Below are 20,441 nucleotides of genomic sequence, written 5' to 3' on the forward strand. Positions count from 1 at the left end.
CCTGCCCTGGGCGGCGGCTAGGTCGCCAGGTAGTCGACGATGTTGGCCGTGACGCGAGCGACGATTGCGTCTTCGGCCAGACCGAACACCCAATCGGTCGATCCCACGGTCGCCACCTGACCACCGGATAGTCCGGCGGGTCGGCACGCGAGCATCACAGCGTTGCCGCGGCGCCACTTGGCCATGGCCTCCTCCGATGCTTCACCCTCGAGCCTGCGGCAGATGAACTCGAGGTCGCCCTGATCGCTCAGCGCGGCCACAGATGCCGGATACTCACCCACCGCCAGGTTCGATGACAGGGTGAATCCCACTATCTCGATCTCGGCCGGCCAGCCGCTGTCGACGCGCGCCACCAGCCGGTTGGTCTCGTCGAACTGGAGCGGGCAGCCAAGTGTCTCGTAGCCGACCACCCCGTCGTCTCGGCCCAACACATCGCCATAGCGCAGGCCGGTGCCGGTCAACATCCAGTGGTCGGGGTCGACGATCTCGAAACCACCCACCCCCCTGGGTGTGGCGTCTCCGAAGCGGTGATACAGGCCATAGGCCGAGCCGGCGCCCAAGGTCGTCCACTCGGGGCGGCCAACCAGCGGGTCGCACCACATGCCGCTCATGGCGGTCGGGTCACCGTCGGCGACGACGGGGTCTGTGTCAGGAGCCGTGTACTTGTGGCAGATCATGTGATCGGCCTGATCGGTCAGCCTGACCTGCCAGAACATGGTGTTGCCGGAGAAGCTCGCGAAGTTGCCTCCCGCAGCGATGTGGGCATCGATTGCGTCGCGTCCCTTGGCCGACCAGTACTCGTCGTGGCCGACCGACAACACCAGCCGATAGCCGTCGAGCAAGTCGGCGACGGTCTCGAGGTCGGACGACACCGCCATGTCGAACTCGAACCCCTCCGACTCGGCCCACTCCACAAACCGCCGTTCGTGGGTGAACCAGCCCGCCGAACCTATGGCCGACGGGTAGCCGTTGCTGGTTCGATACTCCTGGAAGATGTGCCCACCGGCATCGGGCTGTTCACGGAACCGCACCGGCCGGGCCTTGCGATCTGTGCGGTCGACCTGGGGCCTACACAACATGCCGCGTCCGAAAGGCCGCCGGAACGACACCTGGTTGCCGCCCGTGTACAGGCTCCTGCCACCCCAGGTGTTGTAGGCGTTCCACGTGTTGGTGGCCAGTATCAGCAGTGTTTCGGCACGGCGCCCGGTCTCGGCGCGAACCACGAAACCGGCGTGACCCACGTTGCGGCCCGCGGGAGCGCCGTGGGCCCGCAGGGTCACCAGGTAGAAACCCGATGCCCAGTCCGAACCGACAGGCACCTCGACACCAACCGGCCACCGGCAACCCATCGAATCGGCGTCGTCCGGCGGTTGGTGGAACTGCCCCGACACGCCCTCGCGGCGCCTCACCTCGACTCTGCTGGCCCCCCACCGCTCGACGACGACATCGTAGGTATCGGCCTTGGTCGACACATGGATCTGGGCCGTCTCGCCGGGCCGGTAGCTCAGCTGACCGCAATAGCCTTCGATGTCGTCCCAGAACGTCTGGTCGTCGGGTTCTCGCTGCATGCGGCCAGTCTGGCCCCTCGAAACCACCTATTCGTCATCCATGCACCGCGACGTGCGCCTGGCGTTCAGCTATCGCGTTTGGTCAACGACGCCGCAGCGTCCTCTACGGCCTTGCGCACTTCGGACAACAGGGTCTCGACCGTTCCACGGACATCGCCGACTGCATCCTTGGCGTCGTCTGCGACGTTGCGCAGATCGACCAGCACGGCGTGCCTGAGATCGCTCACCTGATCACCCAGCGGGCCCAGCTCGTCGCGGATCTCCATACCGGCCAACGCCTCCTGCAGGCGCAGGCTCTCGACACGAGCCTTCCAGGCGCGCAGCTGCCTGTCGACGGCCGCCCGATAGCCGACGGCCTCTTCCTCGCGCACCGCACCTATGTCGGCTTCGAGGGTGTCGACCGCAGAGCTCAGGTCGTCGATGGCTCCGGCGGTGCCGGGCGCCTCGTCATGTCCGTGTTCGACAGCATCGGAAAGTTCTTCACAGCGGCGCGTCATGAACCACATGCGCTCGCGGAAGACCTCCTGACTATCGGCGGCAAGCCCCATGGTCGTGTCGGCCAGCCTGTCGAGTCTGGATGCAATCAGCTCCAACTGGGCCAACAATCGTTCGCTGGTCGAGCGCACCAACTCTTGCGTCATCATCGGAGTACCTCCTCCAAAGCACGCTCTCTGTCTCTCACGATCCAGCGGCGCCGACAGCTCGGCAAGGGGCAAAGGTCCGCGCGGCATCGGGTTGCCGCCTTGGGTGCATGCCGACGCCATCCAATACGGTCTGGCCATGGTCAGTCACGCCCACCTGAACACCCACCCCGATGGATCTCCCTTTCCTGGGGTTGCCGCACAGAGCCTCGACGGGTCCAGCGGCTCCTGGCCAGTGCCGGAACAAGCCCCAGAAGGTGCCCCGAACATCGTGTTCATCGTGCTGGACGATCTGGGGTATGCCCAGCTGGGGTGTTACGGCGGCCTCGGCGGCCGCATTCGCACCCCCAACATCGACCGGCTGGCTGCCGGGGGTCTGCGCTATCGCAACTTCCACACCACCGCATTGTGCTCGCCGACCCGGGCCGCTCTGCTGACCGGCCGAAACCACCACAGTGTCGGGCTCGGCACCATCGTCGAGCGCGCAACCGCGTTTCCCGGCTATCACGCCCGCATCCCCAAGGACTCGGCGATGCTGCCGAAGGTGTTGGGCGCCAACGGCTGGTCCACCTACTGCGTGGGCAAGTGGCACCTGACGCCAGACGAACACAACGGACCCACGGGCCCCTTCGACCGGTGGCCGCTGGGCCAGGGATTCGACCGTTACTACGGCTTCTTGTCGGGTGAGACCGATCAATGGCACCCCGACCTGTGGGAAGACAACCACCGTGTCGACCCTCCGCCCACGCCGGGTTATCACCTCACCGCCGACCTGGCCGACCGGGCGATCAGGTGGATAGGTGAGCACCGCACCATCGATAGCACCAGGCCGTTCTTCCTGCATTTCGCCACGGGCGCCCCGCACTCTCCGCACCATGCACCGCGAGACCTCATCGAGTCGTACGCAGGCGTGTTCGACGACGGCTGGGATGTCATCCGCGAACAGACGCTCGCCGCCCAGATCGACTTGGGAGTGGTGCCTGAGGGAACCGACCTGCCACCGCGCAACCAGGGCGTGCGGGCCTGGAGCGAGCTCTCCGACACCGAGCGCCGCGTGTATTGCCGGCAGATGGAGGTCTACGCGGCCTTCGTCGAGCACACCGATCGAGAGATCGGGCGGCTGTTGGAGTTCCTCCAGCACGACGGATGCTTCGACAACACCATCGTGATGTTGATGAGCGACAACGGAGCCTCGGCCGAGGGCGGCCAGCACGGCCTGGTATCCGAGATCACCTACTTCAACGGCCGCACCGAATCGATCGACGACATGGTCGAACGACTCGACGATTGGGGCGGCCCCACGACCTACCCGCACTATGCCCACGGCTGGGCCTACGCCGGTTCGACCCCCCAGAAGTGGTACAAGGGCTTCGTCCACGAGGGCGGCACCCGCGACCCTCTCATCGTGTCGTGGCCTGCCGGAATCGGCAAGGTGGGCGAGGTTCGAGACCAGTTCCACCACGTAGTCGACATCGCCAGCACCATCTACGAGCTGACCGGCGTGCAGTTGCCCGACACCGTCGACGGGGTCGACCAGCGCCCCCTCGAGGGCGTTTCGATGGCCTACTCGTTCGGCGACGCAGGCGCCCCCAGCCGAAAGCAACGCCAGTATTTCGAGATGTTCGCCCACCGGGCGATCTGGGCCGACGGATGGAAGGCGGTGACGATGCACCCTGGCAAGGCGGCGGCGCCTCGCATTCCCGGCCTCGAGGTGCGGGAGGGCCGCTTCGAAGAAGATGTCTGGGAGCTGTATCACCTGGCAGAAGACTTCTCCGAAGCCCACGATCTGGCGACGCAGCACCCCGAGAAGCTTCTGGAGCTGCAGCAGTTGTGGCACGAAGACGCGCTTCGCTACAACGTCTATCCGCTGGACGACCGGGCCCTCGAGCGGGCGTCCGAGCCTCGCCCCAGGGTGGTCGAGCGCCGCGACGAGTACGTGTTCTCGGGCCCGATCCGCCTGGTCAGGTCGGTGTCGCCCAACATCATCAACCGCTCGCACAACATCGAGGTCGACTTCGAGTTCGCCCCCGGTGTCGAGGGTGTGCTGATGTCGAACGGGGGCCTGCAAGGCGGCTACACGCTGTGCGTCTCCGACGGTCATCTGGTCTACGTCAGCAACTACCTGGGCCGCGACACCTTCGTCGTACGCTCGGTCGAACCGATACCTCCGGGCCGACACACAGCGATCATGTCGTTCGAGAAGACCCAGCCGTTCGCCGGCGAGGTCACGTTGTGGCTAGACGGCCACATGGCCGGCCAGGGAAGTGTCGAGCGCACCAACCCCATCATCTATTCGGTCGGTGAGGGCCTCGAAGTGGGCAGCGATGCCGGCACCCCCGTCTGGTCGCAGTATCAGTCGCCGTTCACGTTCACGGGGCGCCTCCACCGCGCCGTGCTGCGCACCAACGGTCCCATCAGTTTCGACGGCGGCGCCGAAGACCGCATCGCCATGTATCGCCAGTAGCACTGGCCCCAGCCGCCGCCGCGACGCTAGGTTCGCAGGTGACAAGGGGGCATCATGGCCGATCTGGAACTGCTCGATCGGGGATACGCAGCCGTCATGGCGCGCATCGTCGAGACCGGCACCGCTCACCACTTCACCGAACTCGCTGCCGAGCTCGGCATCGAGCTAGAGACGGCACGCCAACTGGTCCACGAGTTGGTGGCGATCACGCCCGGCTGGGTTCATCCGGGCACAGACCTGTTGGCGTCGTTTCCACCGTTCAACCTGCAACCGACCCAATACCGGGTTTCGATCGACGGCAAGCCGGGCTGGTATGCCCAATGTGGTTTCGAGGCAACCGCCATCAGATGGCTAGTGCCGGGAAAGACCGTTCGCATCGAGGCACCCTGCCTGTGCTGCGGCGAACCGATCACGATCGAGATGTGCGACGACGACATAACCGTCGACCCTGCCGAGACGGTCGGCTACACAACGGCTGAAGTAGGAGGTGATGCGGCCAGCCGGCCGTTCAGGTGAGCGAACATGAATCTCTTCCGGTCGGAAGAGCACGCACGCCGCTGGCCCGGCTTCGACGAGGCCATGTCCGCCAGCCTGATGCCGGTCACCCGTTGGGCCGAGATCTTCTCGAATCAGTTCTTTCGCCAGCGCGGCAGGTCTGACTACATCTCGTGGACCAGATCGGCCGACGGTGCGGCTGCGTTCGGCCAGCTGCGGGCCGCGCTGCCGCGTCGCAGCGAATAGGCCTATCTAGATAGCCGGCCCGACTAGCTGACCGGGTTCTTCCACTGGTTGAGGAACGTGATCTCGCCCACGTCGCGCCGCGGTGCCGGGTGAAAGGTGTCGCCGGTGTAGTAGGCAACTGGCAGCAGCGCCACCTGGGTGACCGACTCGGGAATGCCCAACAGCTCTGAGATCTCGCGCTCGTAACCCAGGTGGAAGGTCGTCCAGCAAGAGCCCAGCCCGCGCGACCTGGCAGCCATCTGGAAGCTCCACACCCCGGGCAGCACCGAGCCGTAGAAACCGGCCGAGCCGTTGTTGGTGGGTCCTGGACGATCGAGGCGCAACGGGATGACCAGGGCGGGCACCTCGGCCAGGTGATCGATCAGATAGACGGTCGAATCGATCACGCGACCCATTCGCTCGTTGGCCGGGTCACCTGCTGCTTCCAGATACGGCCGACCGACAGCTGAGTAGAACTCGGCTATCGCCGCCTTCAGATCTGGGTCGGTCACGATCATCCAGCGGTTGCGTTCGGCGTTGCCACCCACGGGGGCATGACCCGCAATCTCAATGCACTCGAGCAGGACGTCGTTGGGAACCGGCCTGGTCAGATCCAGGCGCTTGCGCACCTGCTTGGTCGTCGTGAGCAGGCGATCGGTCTGGCTGAGATCGAATTCGGTCATGGTGTCTCCCCTTTGAACGTCATCTTGTCACTCGGGGCCCGCTGGGCTGACTACTCGGGGCCCGCCGGGCTGACTACTCGGGGCCCGCTGGGCTGACTACTCGGGGCCCGCCGGGCTGACTACTCGGGGCCCGCTGGGCCTTCGGGCGCCTCGGACCACCGGCGGCGGCCCGAGCGCAGCAGTTTGGCCGAGTTTCGATAGAGGCTGCGAGACACGAACGGTTCGGTCTGTTGGGCCAACGCATCGCAGCAATCGGCCTTCAGTTCCCAGGCCTCGGCCAACACGGCGTCGTCGCCTGGGGCCATCGCGACCAGGTCGACCACGTGCAGGGCCAGCTGATATTCGCCGGCGTCGTGATGGGCGCGCGCCTTGGCCACAACAGCGGCCGCGTCGACTGCGGCCAACACCGCCGCAGCCGCCTGGTCGGGGTGGGCGGGATGAAGGTCGGTCGGGTTGCGTGACGCCCACCAACCGAACTGCTCGCGCACCAGGTCGCGCACCACATAGTGCGGCGAGCCATAGTTGGCGACCAGGTGCGGATGGTCGAACACCGGGCCAGGGTCGGGCAGGTCGTGGATGATCTCGACGTCGGTCATGCCCTTGTTGAGCCGCTCGGTGACCTCTGCGACCAACCAGCGAAGGGCGTCGGCTGTGGTGCTCAGGCGCTGGCGCACAGCGTCCGCGCCGCGCACCGCGTCTCCGAACTCGGGAATCAAGATCTCGGCTTCGAGGGCGATCATCATGTCGAGCGTGTCGATCCAGCGCTGGGTGAATCTCTGGGTGCGCAGTGGCGTGCCGATGTTGGGGAACCCGGGTATCACCGCCGGACCGCCATACAGAATGCGCTGGGTCGGCAGCCACACGGCGATCGAATCGTCGGTCTCCGATGGTGCCGCCAGCACCTCGATCGGACGCACCGGATCGTCGATAGTGTAGGCATCTTCGAACATGACCTGGGGGGTCTCGATGTCGAGCGCCTTGCGCAGGCCTTCGCGATTGCCTCGGGGAAACTGCCACTGGTTCATCAGAACCTGGAAGTCGGCGGTGGTTCGATAACGCTCGAGCCTGGGCTTGACCCGCTGTTGGCCGATGGTCACCGGTTCGGGCTCGCCGCGCTCGAGGGCGTGCGCTCTCCACTGTGCGACACCGGCGTTGTAGCCGACGTGACCGTGCGAGTACACGATGGCGCGCACCGGCCGGTCGGTGATGGATCGCAGGTCGCCGATCATGCGGTCGGTAGCACCGCCGCCCGGGCCGGCGTCGACGATGACCAAGCCGCCTTCGGTGTCGATCACCACGCCGTTGCCCTGCGTGGTCACCAGGTAGACGCCGTCGGCCACGCTGGCCGGGTCGAAGTAGTGGCCGACGAGACCCCCGCGGCGGGGCTTGCCCGCATCTTGGGCGGACGTGTCCTGCGTGCTCATCGGCGGTTCCTCCTGAGGCCAGCGATACGGGCGAACCTAATCCAGTTGGCTCCGGCTGCCCTAGCCTGGCGGCCGAGGGCCGCACACCACGGGGGAAAGATGGAACTGGAAGATGTGATGCGCACGACGTTCGCGTGCCGCGAGTGGACCGACGAACCGGTCAGCGACCAGCAGCTTCATCGCATCCTCGACGTTGCACGGTTCGCTCCCAACGGCGGCAATCGCCAGGGCTGGCGGGTCATCGTGGTCAAGGACAAACAGACCCGCCAAGCCTTCGTGCCGTTGGTGAAGCCCACGACATCTCGCTACGTAGCCCAGGCGATGGCGGGTGAAGCCCCTTGGAACTCGATACACCCGACGTCGGTCGATATCGCCCAGGCCGAGGCCGCAGGGCATAGATTCCCGGGACTCGAGGAGATGGTCGACGCGCCGGTCGTGCTGGTGGTCACGGTCGATCTCAGCGTGGTCGCCAGCTTCGATAAGGAGCTAGACCGCGTCGGCGTCATCAGCGGTGCTTCGATCTACCCCTTCGTCTGGAACATCCTGCTGGCGGCGCGCAACGAAGGCCTCGGCGGTGTGTTGACCACCTACCTGGCGGGCAAGGAGCCAGAGGTTCAGGCGCTGCTCGGCGTTCCGTCACACCACGCAATCGCGGCGCTGGTTCCGCTGGGCCACCCGGTGAAACAGCTCACCAAGTTGCGCCGCCTCGACGTTGAGGACTTCACCACCGTCGACCGCTTCGACGGCCCGGTGTTCGCTCCCTAGGTCGCCCCGCCACCTCAGAAGGACATGTGGCGCGGGATCAGCCCCGACCGCGATTTGGCCGTGGCCTCGTTGCGCGGGTTCAGGTCGTGTTGAGGGTCTTCGACCAAGACCGTCACCTCGGTCCAGGTCGCCGGCATCGACATCGATGGCGGTGCCGCGGTGGCAGGCACCGGCTCGCCCTTGGTCACCTCGTTGCCCGGAACGTGGACTGTCCAGCCCGTGCCGTCGGCGTCGACGCCACACATGCAGTCGCCCATGTCGGGGTCACGAACCAGCGAATAGGCCGGGTTGGTGCCATCCGAGGCCGATCTCAGCACCAGCCCGTCGCGGGCGTTGGGTGTGTCGAGCAGCCAGAACGCCAGGTTGTGAAAGGTCCACGGGTGCATCCGCAAGGGCAGCTCGACATGCACCACGCCCATCTGCTCGCCAACCCTCACGACGATCTCGTGGGCGTGTTTGGGCGAGTGCAGGCCCGAGTATGCGTTTAGCTGCCGCACGACGTCGGCTTCGCCGGCGGGCACTTCGATGCTGCGCACAACCTCGGGATGCTCGAGGGGCTCGCGCTGTTTCTTCGAGAACAGACCCATGCCCGACCAGTCGGCCGGTCCGACCGCCGGTTTCGTTCGACTCAATGGGGGTGTTGACCCACGCAGAACTCGTTGCCCTCGGGGTCGGCCAGAGTCGTCCAGCTGATACCCCACTCGTCCTTGTCGTGGATGTGCGTTGCCCCCAGCTCGATCAGGCGCCGTACCTCGGCCTCGCGGTCGTCGGCGTCGAGATCGAGATGCACCCGGTTCTTCACCGACTTGCCCTCGGGCACGGCGATGAACATCATCGTGGGGGCGCCGGTCTGAGGGTCTCCCGCGATCCGGGCGAAGAACTGGCTGGCGGGGGGCTGGCCTTCGTCTATGGGCCTGCCCAGCGCCTCAGACCAGAACCTCGCTACCCGCAAGGCATCGGCGCAGTCGAAGGTGATGGCGGCGGTTTGTAGTGTCATTCGGGTTCTCCCTCTCGAGTAGTTGCTGGGGTCTGTCACTGGCTGGCCGAGCCGGACACGATGGGCCAGACGATCTCGGTGCGCAGCTCGTCCTCGGGCAACAGCTGGCCGGTTGTCTCGTCAACGCTGACGACGTAGTGCTCTCTGATCGGCGCCTCCAGCGAGGTGGCGTTGGTGGCCACCCATGCGCCCAACTGCCGGTAGGTGTCGCCGATGGTGTCGAAGCTGCCAACGTGCGTCATCACCGCGGCCGTCACCTCGGGCAGCAACGCCAGGGTGACCCCGGCGCCGACGGCCGCGCGACCCAACTGCACCGGCTCGCCTATCGGCAGGAAGGCAGTGACCTCCTCGCGATCCCCTCGCACCTCGGCCGGATACATCGCCGCGCTGGGCCCCACCATCGCAAGACCTTCTGCGATCAGCGCACCCCACAGTCGCCCGAAGGCGTCACCCAGGAACGTCGCATAGTCGCCCTCGATCACCTCTCCCGTTATCGCAAGGGCGTGACCCTCGGGCTGCTGTCTGATGTGAACGGGAGTGGCGATGGTCGGAACGGCAGCAGCGGTGTAGAGCTCGTCGACTATTCGCCCCACCTGTTCGAGCCGCTCGACCATGGCGGCTTGATGGCCGGCGATGATCTTGCGGGTGACCTCCGGGTCGCGAGCCGACATGATCTCCGCGATATCTCGAAGCGGCATGTCCAGGTCGCGCAGCCGTCTGATTATCTGGGCGTCGGCCAACTGGCTCACCCGGTACGAGCGATAGCCGGTTGCCGCGTCGATGGAGGCCGGCACCAACAGGCCGTTCTCGTGATACGAACGCAGGGCCTTGATCGACACGAGCGAGGCTCGCGAGAACATGCCAATCGGCATAAGGGGGTCGATCTGTGTCATGGGCCAAGCCTGCACTCTCCCCTGGAGGGAGAGTCAAGTGCTCATCGCCCGCTGCCGTTTGGGCCGGCACCGCGAGCGATGGGTATGGTTCGTCGACTCGGCCAACACCGCAGGGGGAATTCAGATGCCGGATCCGCAGCTCGAACACGTGGCCACCATCAAGGCCCAGCTGGGCGGAGATGCATTCCGCTTCACTAGCCCGCTCGGTCGGCGTCACATCGCCGAGGTCGGCGACATCACCATGGAGGGCGACGGCATCAAGGCCCAGCGGGTCGGCAAGTCGGCGGCCGACTGGCTGACCATCGCCGAAGACGGCACGTGGGGGGCGCTCGATGTGCGCTTCACCCTCCAGACCGACGACGAGGTGTACGTCTATGTCGAGTACGGCGGTCGTATCGATTTCGCCACAGGCAGAGCGGTTTCGGCCCCTACTTTCCAGTGCGGCGACCCGAAGTACGACTGGCTCGACCGCGAACAGTTCGTGGCCATAGGTCGCGTCGATCGCGAAACCTCGGTTCTCACCTACGAGATGTATCGAGTGGCCTGACCGCCGGGCCTGACTGTTGGGCCCCCGACTATTGGGCCTCGTCGTGCACCAGTGGTGGGCGGGCGATAGACGTGCCGCCACTGGCGGCGAAGGGCCCCAACCGATCGACCAGCGTCGCAGAGGCGACCGATATGCCATCGGCAGCGATCTGGGTGTCGACTTCGACGCCGACCCAGTCGCCGTCTGGATAGCGCCCGATCAGCATCGTGTAGTCGGCGTTGATGTAGTACAGGCCCTGGTCGCTGCTGTTCGACAGCGGGCAGGCGATGTCGCCAGACACAGCGGCGCGCACCAGAGGCGACATGGGCACGCCCTCGACCAGGTCGACGGTGTCCTTGGTCCACACCCGGCTGCGTTGACCGGTCGAGAAACCGCCCTCGACCGTGCGAAACAGCCAACCCATCTCGTCGTCGGGTCCTGACTGGCGGTCGGCGGGTGGCGGCACAGTGTCTGGGTCGGGCCACTGGCTGGGTTGCGGTCGCCAGATGTTGCCGGGCGGCTCTTGTGTCTCGGGCAGGAACACAGCGGTGGTTCGGCCCACCGTGTGGCCGCCGCAGGTCATCACCGCGTCGGCTACCAAGACCTTTCGGCCTTCGCGCACCAGCGACGTCTGAACCTGCACCGGCTCCATCCCGGCTGGGCGAAACAGGTCAACGGTCAGCCGCGCCGCCCTCCATTGCGGCCGCCCGTGGTCGCGTTCCAGCACGTGGGCGGCGAGACCGCCCAGCAACCGGCCGTGCAACATGTCGGCTGCCCATGGGCCTCTGGCCTCGGGCAGTGGTTCGAATCCGTCGCTGGTCTGTGTGAAGTAGTGCTCTGGCACTCTCAGGTTCTATCGCCCTGTCCGTCGCGGCGACAAACGTCGAGTGGGGGCGACCAGGTCAGCTGTTGGCAGGCCCGTTCTTGCCGCCGGTCGCTACGTAGCTGACGCAATCACCCTGGTTCTTGAACACACCAAAGGTCTGCCAGCCACCCTTCTTGCAGTCGTCCTTGCTGGTGGGAAGGGCTGGGGGAGGTGGCGGCACGACGGTGCACTCGGTCTGGGCGATCTGTCCGTTGGTGGAGGTTCCTGTCGGGCACGGCTGGCAGGCAGCTGAGCCTTCGAAGTCCGAGAACGTGTCTATGTCACAGGCGGTGGCTTCGATGCTGCCGAATCCGGCGACGTAATAGCCCGCTGGAGCATTGTTGCAGCTGACTTGGCCGGCCAAATCCTGGAATGTTCCCGGTTGGCAGAACTCGGCCAGTGCGGCCCCTTCACCTGCCACGAAGCTTCCAGGCATCGCGTCGTTGCACGAGACCTGGCCGATCTGATCCTGGTAGGTGCCTGCCGGGCACGGTGTGCACTCGGTGGCGCCGGCCGCGCTCTGGAACATGCCTGCCGGGCACGGCATACATCCGGTGTCGGTCGTGCCGTCGGCCGAATAGGTGCCCGGCGCACAATCGTCGGCCGCCGAAGCACTGCCCGAGAACACGAACACGCCGGATGCCAGCACCCCCAGCACCAGCAGAAGTCGAATCGCCTTGGTCATCTGATCCCCCAACCACCGGTAGTAGTTGGTGGGCACGGTACACCCAGGCGTAGGTCAGCGCTCATTGTTGAAGCTCGTGTTCAGCTAGTCGCGCTGCCCCGAACCCTCGTCGATGAGATACCAGTCGGGTTTGCCCAGCGGCCAGTACTCGCCCCACACGTTCTCGCCGCCTGCGACCTCGATCACCGACCCGGTGATGAAATCGCCGCTGGGGGCGCTGAGGTAAACGGCGGCCTGGGCGACGTCGTGAACGTCTCCCAGCCGGCGCTGTGGGTTGTGGTCGAAGCTGGGCTTGGCCTCGGGCGGGTAGTTCACCAGCCCTTCGCTGGCGACCACGCCGATCGAGATGGCGTTGGCGCGAATGCCGTGGGGCGCCCATTCGAGCGCCAGGCTCTTGGTCAGCTGGATTTGTCCGGCCCGGGCGGCGTTGGTGTGGGGAATGCCCACCGCTCCCCTGCCGGTGAGGGTCGACATGTTGACCACCGAGCGATCGGGCACAGTGCCGAGGGGGCGGTGCTGTCCCCCGTCGTCGGCAATCCACCTGCGGGCTGCCTCCTGCATCATGTACCACGTGCCGTACAGGTTGGTCTCGACCACGGCGGCCCAGCCCTTGGGACTGATGTCCAACGACTGGGCTGCGAACTGGCCGCCGGCGTTGTTGACGAGGATGTCCAGGCCGCGCTGTCGCTCCCACACAGCGTCCATCAAGTCGGACACCTGCTGAGGGTCGCGGATGGTCATCTGCACCGACCAGCACTCGACGCCGATAGAGGCCAGTTTCGCCTCGACGTCGGCGAGCTTGTCGGCGTTGCGCCCACAGGTCACAACGGTTGCGCCGAGTCGCCCGAACAACGTCGCCGTGGCCATTCCGATGCCTCCAGCGGCGCCCGAGACCAGCACCGTCTTGCCTTCGAACAGGTCGTCTCGAAATACGGTGGGCAACGCCACCAGCTCTTCGAAGGTGTGGCTCTTGTAGGCGTCCATTTGTTCCCCCTGGGCCGAGCGACGCTGCACAGTCGTCGGGACTCGCCAAGCGTGCCACGCAACTCCCCTGCGGTTCACCTCGGTCGCCTGGCGGTGCGGAACAATTCGTGAACTTGTCCACATCGAAGCCCCGGCGCCGGTTCGAGGCTCTTAGCCTCCCAAGGGTGAGACTGGGACGGATCGCAGCAGTTCTTGCCATGGCGCTGATCGGCGCGGCATGCGCTGGTGCCGATGACGACGCCACGACCGATGCCGACTCTGCCGACAGCCCGGCACCCACAACGCAGGTCGCGCCTCCTTCCACTCCCGACCGAGCGGCGACCGAGGCGACGGCAGCTTTCGATCGGTTGATAGACGAGGTCGTCGCCGGCAGCTTCGACACGGCCGATGTAACCGAGTTCTCGAGCAACGCCGACGCTCGGCACGCATGGTTGCTGAGCGACCTGCTGCGCTTTGTGGGCGACCCGGTCATCGTCGACACCATCGTCGGCGAGTTCGACGAGTTGACCGGCACCGACTTGGCCGGTCAGGTCACCCAATTCACGGCCTGGAACGAGACGACCAACCGGCTGATCGCCTGGGACACGCCTGCGCCACCCGATTACCGGCGCCTGAAGGGCAGGCTGTTCACCCTGGTCGAGCCGCGCTGGGCGCCCTTCTTCGACGACGCGGATGCCACCATCGACTGGCGGTGGCTGTCTTGGGGTGGCGTGTCCATCGACGATCGTCCCCTGGGCGCCACGACGCCTTGTCCAGCCCCTGGCTGCATCCCGTCTTTGGACGACCCGGCGCTGGTTGCGGCTGCCGATGGTGGCTATTACGACGACGATTCGATCGTGTTCGGGGTGGTCCAGGGTGACGAGGCGGTGGCGTTCCCGCGCAACGTGATGGAGATCCACGAGATGGTCAACATCACCATCGGCGACCGTCGCATGGGCATCCCTTACTGCACCTTGTGCGGCTCGGCACAGGCGTTCTACACCGACTCGGTTCCTGCAGGAATGGACACGCCCGTCTTGCGAACCTCGGGCCTGTTGAGCCGGTCCAACAAGGTGATGTTCGATCTGTTGACCATGTCGGCCTTCGACACCTTCACCGGCGAGGCGGTCAGTGGCCCGTTGCTGCAGTCGGGTGTGGTGTTGGACCAGGCCACGGTGACGGTGACCACCTGGGGCGAGTGGAAAGCTGCTCACCCCCACACCCGCATCGTTGCCGAGGACGGTGGCATCGGCCGCGACTATCCCGACGATCCTCTGCAAGGCCGCGACGACGATGGGCCGATCTTTCCGATCGGCGATGCCGATCCGCGTCTGCCTGTGCAGGCCGCGGTGGTTGGAGTAGTGCTCGATGACGGCACTGCGGTTGCGTTCTCGGTCGAGGCTCTCGATGAGGCGGCGAGCACCCAGCCCGAGGGTGCACAAGTGGCCCGCCTGGGCTCGGTGGCCATCGTCTCGACCGCGGGTGGCTATTCGGCGATGGACGACGACGAGCCGGTGGCAGCCCACCAGGCGTTCTGGTTCGCATGGAGCCAGTTCCACCCCGACACCCTCTTGTGGAGCGGCGATCCCGCGCCGTGACCTCGCCTGCCGCCGCCCCGACCCGCCCCGAGCGCAGGGCTCAGGCGACCGTGCTGCGCTCGAACTTGCGAATGGCCAGCGTGGCGAACACAGCGATGATGCCCACCGACCACATCAGCGAGTAGATGGCGTCGTTGCCGACCGGGTTGCCGTTGTAGAGCGCCCGCGCAGCGTTGGTGACGATGGTGAACGGGTTGGCGTCGGCTATCGGCTGTAGCCAGCCGGGCATGCTGGCCGGATCGACGAATGCCGACGACACGAACGTCATCGGGAACATCCAGATGAAGCCGGCCGAGTTGGCGGCCTCGACGCTGCCCACCGACAGGCCGAACAGGGCCTGAACCCAGCTCAGCGAGTAGCTGAAGAACAACAGCAGCAGCGTGGCCAGCAATGCTTCGAGAAGTGTTCCCTCGAAGCGGAAGCCGATGGGCCAGAACGACACGACCAGCATCACGACGAACGTGATGCAGTTGCGCACCAGGTCGCTGACCGTGCGACCGATCAGCACTGCCGAGCGCGCCATGGGCAGCGACCGGAGCCGGTCGACCAGGCCCTTGCTGAGGTCTTCGGCGATGCCGACACCGGTGAAGGCCGAGCCGAATACCACCGACTGGGCGAAGATGCCCGGGATCAGGAACTGGTCGTAGTTGGCGAAACCCGGCACCTCGATCGACCCGCCGAAGACGTACACGAACAGAACGACGAACATGATCGGCTGGATGGTTGCGAAGATCAGCAGCTCGATGTTGCGCGGAATGATGCGCAGGTGCCGCTCGGCCTCGACCCACGAGTCGTGCACCACTGCACTTACGGGGCTCATCTCGACGACCGTCATTACATTGCCTCCTCGAGGTCGCCCTCTGCGCGTCGGCCGGTGAGGCTCAGGAACACGTCGTCGAGGGTCGGACGTCTGACCTCGACATCGAGCACATCGATGCCCGCATCGTCGAGGGCTCGAATTACACCGGGCACCACGCGGTCGCCGGCCTTTATGGGTGCCGAGAACGACAGGCCATCTGCGGCGACCTCGACCCTTCCTGTGCACAGAGGGCTCAGCGTGGCCAGGGCCGTGTCGCGATTCTGGGCCCGGGCGATGGACACCGTCAGCCGGTCGCCGCCGATCTGATCTTTGAGCTGGTCTGCGGTTCCGTTGGCTATGACCGTGCCGTGATCGATGACGATGATTCGTTCGGCGAGCCGGTCGGCTTCGTCGAGGTATTGGGTGGTGAGCAAGACGGTGGTGCCGTCGGCTTCGAGCTCTTCGATGAGGTCCCACATGGCGAGCCGGCTGCGTGGATCGAGTCCCGTCGTCGGCTCGTCCAGGAACAGCACGGACGGCCTGGCGATGAGGCTCATGGCTATGTCGAGTCGGCGACGCATGCCGCCCGAGTAACCCTTGACCACTCGGTCGGCGGCGTCGGCGAGGTCGAAGCGCTCGAGCAACTCGACGGATCGCTGCTTCACCTCGTTTCGAGGCATATGAAACAGGCGGGCAACGAACTCCATGTTCTCGCGGGCCGTCAGACGTTCCTCGACAGCCGCGTACTGGCCCGTGAGGCCGATGCGACGACGTACGCCGTGCGGGTCGGCCATGACGTCGATGCCGTCGATGGTGGCGGAACCGCCGTCTGCGTTGAGGAGCGTGGTGAGGATCCTGACGGTGGTCGTCTTGCCCGCACCGTTTGGTCCCAACAGCCCGTAGATGGCGCCGCGCGGAACCTCGAACCCAACCCCGTTCAGGGCATGGGTGTCGCCGAATGATTTCTGAAGGTCCTCGACCGAGATGGCCAGGTCGTTACTCATGGGCGGCAGTCTGCCTTGGTGAGGGGTGCGGGCGCTCGGCCTTTTCGGCGGTGGGGTTCAATGGCTCAGTTCAGGTTTGCGTCGAACGGTTGGTTCGATCGCCAGGGCGGGAGAGTGTTGGCCCACTCGTCGATGGTCTTGCCGGTGTGGTGTTGGATGAGTTTCCAGTGGCCGGGTTCTGATCCGGGCGTCAGTTTGGCCCCGGCCTTGTGGGTCTTGGCGTGATGCGTTGGGCATTGGAGCGCCATGGAGGCGATGTCGGTTGGCCCGAAGTGTTCCCACTCGATGAGGTGATGCCCGTCGCATGCGGCGGCGCCGCGATCGCATCCGTGGCCGACGCAGCCACCATCGCGGATGGCCATCGCGAACTTCTGGACCTCGGTGGCATGTCGGCTGCTGCGGGCGAGGTTCATCTCGATCCCGTCACAGGACAAGACCCAGGCGAAGATCTCGGCCCTGGCATCGACGAGTTTCTGCCACTCGACCGCGGGCACCGGTGACCCGCTGATCGTGTGGGCCGTGGCGTGATGGTCGCCCAATCGGAGCTTCATCAGGTTGGGCACGTCGATCACCAGGTGGGCGCCGTGGTCGGGCAGATCACCCTTGCGGTGTCGCTTGTCGTTCTGAGAGCCGTTGAGGATGAGCCCCGCGAAAGCGTCGGCCGCACGGTTGGCGGGCGTTCGCCCGTCTTGTCGTTTCAGTTTGTCTGTGCTGTGCCACTGGGCCCGCTCGGCCTTGTGGAACAGCCGAAGGATCGCCTCACCGACCAGCGGGTCGACAACGAGGTTGAACCAGAAGTTCCCGTCGTCGTCTACGCCATGGGCAAAACGGCGAAGGTGTTGTTGGCGCAGCAATCTGACCCTGGGGTCGGTGCGATCGGCCTTGCGTTTGGCGTCCAAGACGAGCTGGCGGGTCGCGTCGGCAGACTCGGACGCGATGACCTCGGGCAACAAGGCGTCTATCGCATCGACGCCCAATCCCGAACGCGTCAGCTCGTCGAACTGCTCGATGTTGATTCGCCCCGATTTGAGTGCCTGCCCCGCACGCGGGAAGTCGCGTATACGTGATGCCCGCTTGCGGATCTGCTCGTGCCTGCGACTCGACGGCTTGGGACCCACTGCCGGATCGGGCTGGGCACCAGGATCGGGCCCCGGCTCTGGCTGTGCTTCGGGCTCAGGTTCAGGCCCAGCAGCCTGACCCTTGTCGGGTGGCGGTTCGGGACTGGGGTCGGGCGGAGGCGGCGCGGGCCTGGCGCGGCGCTTCAGCACCTCCAAGGCATCGACCACTTCGGCCTCGTAGCCGCCGAGACGAGCCAACGCCCGCCGCACGCCACGCAGAATCGCCTCGACCTCGACCACCTGCATGGCGATCAGATCGTCCGCAGCGAACACATCGACCGACACGCGAGAAATCGCACGTGGCGATCCGCTGCGTACTTGTGTCAGTACTTTCGAGGACATGATCAGACTGTATCGAACATATGTTCGATAAACAACTCAAAAGCCGGAAAACCTCTGACGGACTCGACCAACCGCTCACCCACCCAGGGCGCGGTTCGACACGATGAAGGCGGCCCCTGTCACCCCGGCGAGGATGGTCGTGGCCCACGGAAGTGCGGTGGGCCCGGTCGCTGCAAACCACTGTCCGACCAGCCACGGGAAGATCAATCCGCCGAATCCTGACGCTCCGATGAACCAGGACGTGGCTTGTCCGGTCACCCGGATGCGGCGCTCGAGATACGCCATCATCGTTGGGAACTGGGGCGCGGCCGACAGGCCGAACAAGGCCGTAGATGCCCATATGACTACTGCGGCACCGTTTCCGATGGTCAATGCAGCGGACGCGGCGATGGTTCCACAGCACGCCCCGGCCATGACGTATTTGGGCCGCACGTAGGGGGCAAGTGCCGCAGATCCGGCGCGACCGACGGTGAACCCGATCCAGAAGGTGGTCGTCAGCCAGGTTGCGGCGGTGTCGCCGAGTTCGATCTCTTCCGCGTAGGTGTGAATCCAGCCGGCGAAACCCAGCTCGAGGCCTACGTACACGAAGAAGAAGGAAGCCAACAGAGCCAGCAGAAGTCGAGGCTGTTCGGTCGACTGCTCGCCGGTCGATGGGCGAACCACCGGCGCGGGGATCACCAGGCTCGCTGCGGCGAGTGCGAGGCACGCACCAGCAGCAAGCCACATCGCCAGCGCCAATCCGACGTCGACGAACAGCGGTGCGCTGAGGGCGCCGATGCCGAAGCACAGGTGCATGACGTTCATCGCACGGCTGCTCTGGTTACCCAGCTCCCACATCAACAAGGTGTTGGCGCCGACGCCGCATACGGCCGAACCGACGCCAACCAGCAGAAACGCTGCGAACAGCCCCAACAGCGAGGACAGAACTGGCACCGCAATCAGGCCGGCCGATACGAGCGCAAGCGAGCCGGCGTAGACCCGATGACCCCGGAATCGGTCATAGAGCTGGCCGCCGGCGAACGAACCGACGATGTACCCGGCCGACTGCCCAACGAACAGGATGCCGATGGCCCCGATGTCGCTTCCGGTGCGATCGCGCAGGTCGGTCAGGGCCGGCCCGGTTGCGCCCAACGAGACGCCCATGAACAGGAAGGTCGCCCAATACAGGGGAACCGGGCGGCGGATTCTGGCGAGCACCGGCGGATCCTACGACCCTTGAAGCCGGATTGACCGACGTGCCCGCAAGCCGTGGGGCCGGTTAATGGTGCGTTTCTAGTGTGCGCAGACGTGGTCGACGACACGCAGGCAAACGCCGTTCCCGATGTCCCCGGGCACGACAACCGGTGGGCACGAGTGGCATACCTGTTCGGTATTTCGACCGTGCTCGGGTTCTTCGCTCTGCTCCTGACGGTCGGCGTCATCGAGGCCTATGGCCCCTCCGAGACCGATGCGGGCGCTGTGCTCGAACGGCACGAGGACTCGTACACGATCCGCCGCTGCTCAGGGCCTGGAACCGGCACAACTGCAGGTTGCAGGGAGACCACGTATCCGACCTTCAGCGTCATCGGTGAACGTCAGGATGGCTCGACTTGGATCGCCGTCGGCGAAGGGGTCTACGAGTCGATGGCCGGCGAGGGAGTGGTAGAGGTCGAAACCTCGACCATCACGGGCAGAGTCGTGGGGTTGGAGGGCGACGGCTCGTGGCACATCTCCGATTCAGAGTTCGCTCTGTTCGCCGGTGGCGGACTACTCGTCTGCTTGGCCCTGGTTGGTGGATACGAATGGAGACGCCGCTCAGGCCGTTGGGACTGGGGACCATTCCGGCCGGTCGAGTTCGTCGCGCTCGTGCCAGCCCTGGCCATCGCCGCAATCGGCGTGTGGGCCATCTTGTTCTCCAAGGCGTGGGGAATCGACGTGATCACCACCCAGGAGCGGGGCGGGGGCTTCTTCTCCACGCCTTACGAGACGGGGTCGGACAGCCTCGACATCCCCACCTTGTCTTCCTGGACGGGGATGGGCGCGGGCCGCGTCAGCACCATTCCGGTCGAGGCGCTGTCGGACGAGCAAAGAACGGCCGACCCGGGCGGGCTGATCGCCGTACCGGTGATCCGCGAGGATCCGACCGGCGTGGTCCGCAGGGTGCTCTGGAGCGTCGAGCTCGAGGGAGCGGTCTTCGAGCCCGTTGCATGCCCCGGCGCGATAACCGCATATCCGACTCAGCTCGACTCGCAGCTCAGCGGTGGTTTCCTGTGTTTCGACGCGGCTGCTGTAGACGGAACCCTGGTCGCATTCCACGAGCTGGGCCCCACCGGAGGCGGGTTCGGCGAGCGCCACGAGATGGACTTCGACCACCTCGGCCCTTGACCGGTCCCGAGCCGAGCTGTCT

21 protein-coding genes are annotated in these 20,441 nt (G+C 65.7%); 7 read left to right on the top strand and 14 right to left on the bottom strand.

Annotated features, from left to right (window positions below):
- Positions 1–17: 17 nt before the first annotated feature.
- Together R2770_14795 and R2770_14800 are read right to left on the bottom strand one after the other, a co-directional pair.
- Positions 18–1,568: a DUF6605 domain-containing protein gene (locus R2770_14795; protein ID MEZ5281726.1), complete on the bottom strand. Its 1,551-nt coding sequence runs from the start codon at positions 1,566–1,568 to the stop codon at positions 18–20.
- A gap of 65 nt (positions 1,569–1,633) precedes the next feature.
- Positions 1,634–2,212: a hypothetical protein gene (locus R2770_14800; GenBank protein MEZ5281727.1), complete on the bottom strand. Its 579-nt coding sequence runs from the start codon at positions 2,210–2,212 to the stop codon at positions 1,634–1,636.
- A gap of 136 nt (positions 2,213–2,348) precedes the next feature.
- On the opposite strand from R2770_14800, the gene R2770_14805 reads away from it, so the two are divergent.
- Genes R2770_14805 through R2770_14815 form a run of 3 tightly spaced genes read left to right on the top strand, consistent with a single transcriptional unit; the run spans position 2,349 to position 5,414 of the window.
- Positions 2,349–4,673 (top strand): arylsulfatase, encoded by a 2,325-nt coding sequence (locus R2770_14805; GenBank protein MEZ5281728.1) that lies wholly within the window; start codon positions 2,349–2,351, stop codon positions 4,671–4,673.
- 54 nt (positions 4,674–4,727) lie between these two features.
- Entirely contained in the window at positions 4,728–5,189 is a 462-nt protein-coding gene (gene merB, locus R2770_14810) for an organomercurial lyase (protein MEZ5281729.1), read from the top strand.
- A 6-nt stretch (positions 5,190–5,195) separates the two neighbouring features.
- Complete coding sequence (locus tag R2770_14815; GenBank protein ID MEZ5281730.1) at positions 5,196–5,414, top strand: hypothetical protein; 219 nt, start codon at positions 5,196–5,198, stop codon at positions 5,412–5,414.
- Positions 5,415–5,437: 23 nt separating this feature from the next.
- Here R2770_14815 and R2770_14820 read toward each other — a convergent pair whose 3' ends face one another.
- Together R2770_14820 and R2770_14825 are read right to left on the bottom strand one after the other, a co-directional pair.
- A complete protein-coding gene (locus tag R2770_14820; protein MEZ5281731.1) occupies positions 5,438–6,076 on the bottom strand; it encodes a nitroreductase family protein in 639 nt (212 codons plus the stop codon).
- A gap of 119 nt (positions 6,077–6,195) precedes the next feature.
- Positions 6,196–7,500, bottom strand: a complete 1,305-nt coding sequence (locus R2770_14825; protein ID MEZ5281732.1) for an alkyl sulfatase dimerization domain-containing protein — start codon at positions 7,498–7,500, stop codon at positions 6,196–6,198.
- A 99-nt stretch (positions 7,501–7,599) separates the two neighbouring features.
- On the opposite strand from R2770_14825, the gene R2770_14830 reads away from it, so the two are divergent.
- Positions 7,600–8,265 carry a nitroreductase family protein gene (locus R2770_14830; protein MEZ5281733.1) on the top strand — a complete coding sequence of 222 codons (666 nt, stop codon included), beginning with the start codon at positions 7,600–7,602 and terminating at the stop codon, positions 8,263–8,265.
- 14 nt (positions 8,266–8,279) lie between these two features.
- Here the strand turns inward: R2770_14830 and R2770_14835 are convergent, their stop codons facing one another.
- The 3 genes from R2770_14835 to R2770_14845 are packed head-to-tail and all read right to left on the bottom strand — an operon-like array spanning position 8,280 to position 10,155.
- Positions 8,280–8,852, bottom strand: a complete 573-nt coding sequence (locus R2770_14835; protein ID MEZ5281734.1) for a hypothetical protein — start codon at positions 8,850–8,852, stop codon at positions 8,280–8,282.
- Between the two features lie 41 nt (positions 8,853–8,893).
- Positions 8,894–9,262: a VOC family protein gene (locus R2770_14840; protein MEZ5281735.1), complete on the bottom strand. Its 369-nt coding sequence runs from the start codon at positions 9,260–9,262 to the stop codon at positions 8,894–8,896.
- Positions 9,263–9,297: 35 nt separating this feature from the next.
- A complete protein-coding gene (locus tag R2770_14845) occupies positions 9,298–10,155 on the bottom strand; it encodes a MerR family transcriptional regulator (protein ID MEZ5281736.1) in 858 nt (285 codons plus the stop codon).
- A gap of 37 nt (positions 10,156–10,192) precedes the next feature.
- On the opposite strand from R2770_14845, the gene R2770_14850 reads away from it, so the two are divergent.
- Positions 10,193–10,702, top strand: coding sequence for a DUF3237 domain-containing protein (locus tag R2770_14850; protein ID MEZ5281737.1), 510 nt, complete (start codon positions 10,193–10,195; stop codon positions 10,700–10,702).
- A 28-nt stretch (positions 10,703–10,730) separates the two neighbouring features.
- On the opposite strand, the gene R2770_14855 is transcribed toward R2770_14850, so the two are convergent.
- The 3 genes from R2770_14855 to R2770_14865 all read right to left on the bottom strand — a co-directional run bounded on the left by R2770_14855 (position 10,731) and on the right by R2770_14865 (position 13,215).
- On the bottom strand, positions 10,731–11,525 hold the full coding sequence (locus R2770_14855; protein MEZ5281738.1) for a thioesterase family protein: 795 nt from the start codon (positions 11,523–11,525) through the stop codon (positions 10,731–10,733).
- 58 nt (positions 11,526–11,583) lie between these two features.
- A complete protein-coding gene (locus R2770_14860) occupies positions 11,584–12,231 on the bottom strand; it encodes a hypothetical protein (GenBank protein ID MEZ5281739.1) in 648 nt (215 codons plus the stop codon).
- 84 nt (positions 12,232–12,315) lie between these two features.
- Positions 12,316–13,215: an SDR family oxidoreductase gene (locus R2770_14865; protein ID MEZ5281740.1), complete on the bottom strand. Its 900-nt coding sequence runs from the start codon at positions 13,213–13,215 to the stop codon at positions 12,316–12,318.
- A 164-nt stretch (positions 13,216–13,379) separates the two neighbouring features.
- On the opposite strand from R2770_14865, the gene R2770_14870 reads away from it, so the two are divergent.
- Positions 13,380–14,792, top strand: coding sequence for a DUF3179 domain-containing (seleno)protein (locus tag R2770_14870; protein MEZ5281741.1), 1,413 nt, complete (start codon positions 13,380–13,382; stop codon positions 14,790–14,792).
- A 40-nt stretch (positions 14,793–14,832) separates the two neighbouring features.
- Here the strand turns inward: R2770_14870 and R2770_14875 are convergent, their stop codons facing one another.
- From R2770_14875 to R2770_14890, 4 genes are all read right to left on the bottom strand, one after another.
- Positions 14,833–15,627, bottom strand: coding sequence for an ABC transporter permease (locus R2770_14875; protein ID MEZ5281742.1), 795 nt, complete (start codon positions 15,625–15,627; stop codon positions 14,833–14,835).
- Complete coding sequence (locus R2770_14880; protein MEZ5281743.1) at positions 15,627–16,595, bottom strand: ATP-binding cassette domain-containing protein; 969 nt, start codon at positions 16,593–16,595, stop codon at positions 15,627–15,629. Before R2770_14880 ends, R2770_14875 begins: the two co-directional genes overlap by 1 nt.
- Before the next feature lie 65 nt (positions 16,596–16,660).
- On the bottom strand, positions 16,661–18,055 hold the full coding sequence (locus tag R2770_14885; protein ID MEZ5281744.1) for a DUF222 domain-containing protein: 1,395 nt from the start codon (positions 18,053–18,055) through the stop codon (positions 16,661–16,663).
- Positions 18,056–18,130: 75 nt separating this feature from the next.
- Positions 18,131–19,252, bottom strand: a complete 1,122-nt coding sequence (locus tag R2770_14890; protein MEZ5281745.1) for an MFS transporter — start codon at positions 19,250–19,252, stop codon at positions 18,131–18,133.
- Positions 19,253–19,342: 90 nt separating this feature from the next.
- On the opposite strand from R2770_14890, the gene R2770_14895 reads away from it, so the two are divergent.
- Complete coding sequence (locus R2770_14895) at positions 19,343–20,419, top strand: hypothetical protein (GenBank protein ID MEZ5281746.1); 1,077 nt, start codon at positions 19,343–19,345, stop codon at positions 20,417–20,419.
- Positions 20,420–20,441 lie beyond the last annotated feature (22 nt).

This window comes from Acidimicrobiales bacterium, from assembly GCA_041394185.1.
Lineage (GTDB): Bacteria > Actinomycetota > Acidimicrobiia > Acidimicrobiales > Poriferisodalaceae > JAAETH01.

Bases quoted from the DNA above. Each gene is read 5' to 3' on its own strand.
- R2770_14795 (MEZ5281726.1), bottom strand. From the start codon at position 1,568: ATGCAGCGAGAACCCGACGACCAGACGTTCTGGGACGACATCGAAGGC.
- R2770_14800 (MEZ5281727.1), bottom strand. From the start codon at position 2,212: ATGATGACGCAAGAGTTGGTGCGCTCGACCAGCGAACGATTGTTGGCC.
- R2770_14805 (MEZ5281728.1), top strand. From the start codon at position 2,349: ATGGTCAGTCACGCCCACCTGAACACCCACCCCGATGGATCTCCCTTT.
- merB (MEZ5281729.1), top strand. From the start codon at position 4,728: ATGGCCGATCTGGAACTGCTCGATCGGGGATACGCAGCCGTCATGGCG.
- R2770_14815 (MEZ5281730.1), top strand. From the start codon at position 5,196: ATGAATCTCTTCCGGTCGGAAGAGCACGCACGCCGCTGGCCCGGCTTC.
- R2770_14820 (MEZ5281731.1), bottom strand. From the start codon at position 6,076: ATGACCGAATTCGATCTCAGCCAGACCGATCGCCTGCTCACGACGACC.
- R2770_14825 (MEZ5281732.1), bottom strand. From the start codon at position 7,500: ATGAGCACGCAGGACACGTCCGCCCAAGATGCGGGCAAGCCCCGCCGC.
- R2770_14830 (MEZ5281733.1), top strand. From the start codon at position 7,600: ATGGAACTGGAAGATGTGATGCGCACGACGTTCGCGTGCCGCGAGTGG.
- R2770_14835 (MEZ5281734.1), bottom strand. From the start codon at position 8,852: ATGGGTCTGTTCTCGAAGAAACAGCGCGAGCCCCTCGAGCATCCCGAG.
- R2770_14840 (MEZ5281735.1), bottom strand. From the start codon at position 9,262: ATGACACTACAAACCGCCGCCATCACCTTCGACTGCGCCGATGCCTTG.
- R2770_14845 (MEZ5281736.1), bottom strand. From the start codon at position 10,155: ATGACACAGATCGACCCCCTTATGCCGATTGGCATGTTCTCGCGAGCC.
- R2770_14860 (MEZ5281739.1), bottom strand. From the start codon at position 12,231: ATGACCAAGGCGATTCGACTTCTGCTGGTGCTGGGGGTGCTGGCATCC.
- R2770_14865 (MEZ5281740.1), bottom strand. From the start codon at position 13,215: ATGGACGCCTACAAGAGCCACACCTTCGAAGAGCTGGTGGCGTTGCCC.
- R2770_14875 (MEZ5281742.1), bottom strand. From the start codon at position 15,627: ATGACGGTCGTCGAGATGAGCCCCGTAAGTGCAGTGGTGCACGACTCG.
- R2770_14880 (MEZ5281743.1), bottom strand. From the start codon at position 16,595: ATGAGTAACGACCTGGCCATCTCGGTCGAGGACCTTCAGAAATCATTC.
- R2770_14885 (MEZ5281744.1), bottom strand. From the start codon at position 18,055: ATGTCCTCGAAAGTACTGACACAAGTACGCAGCGGATCGCCACGTGCG.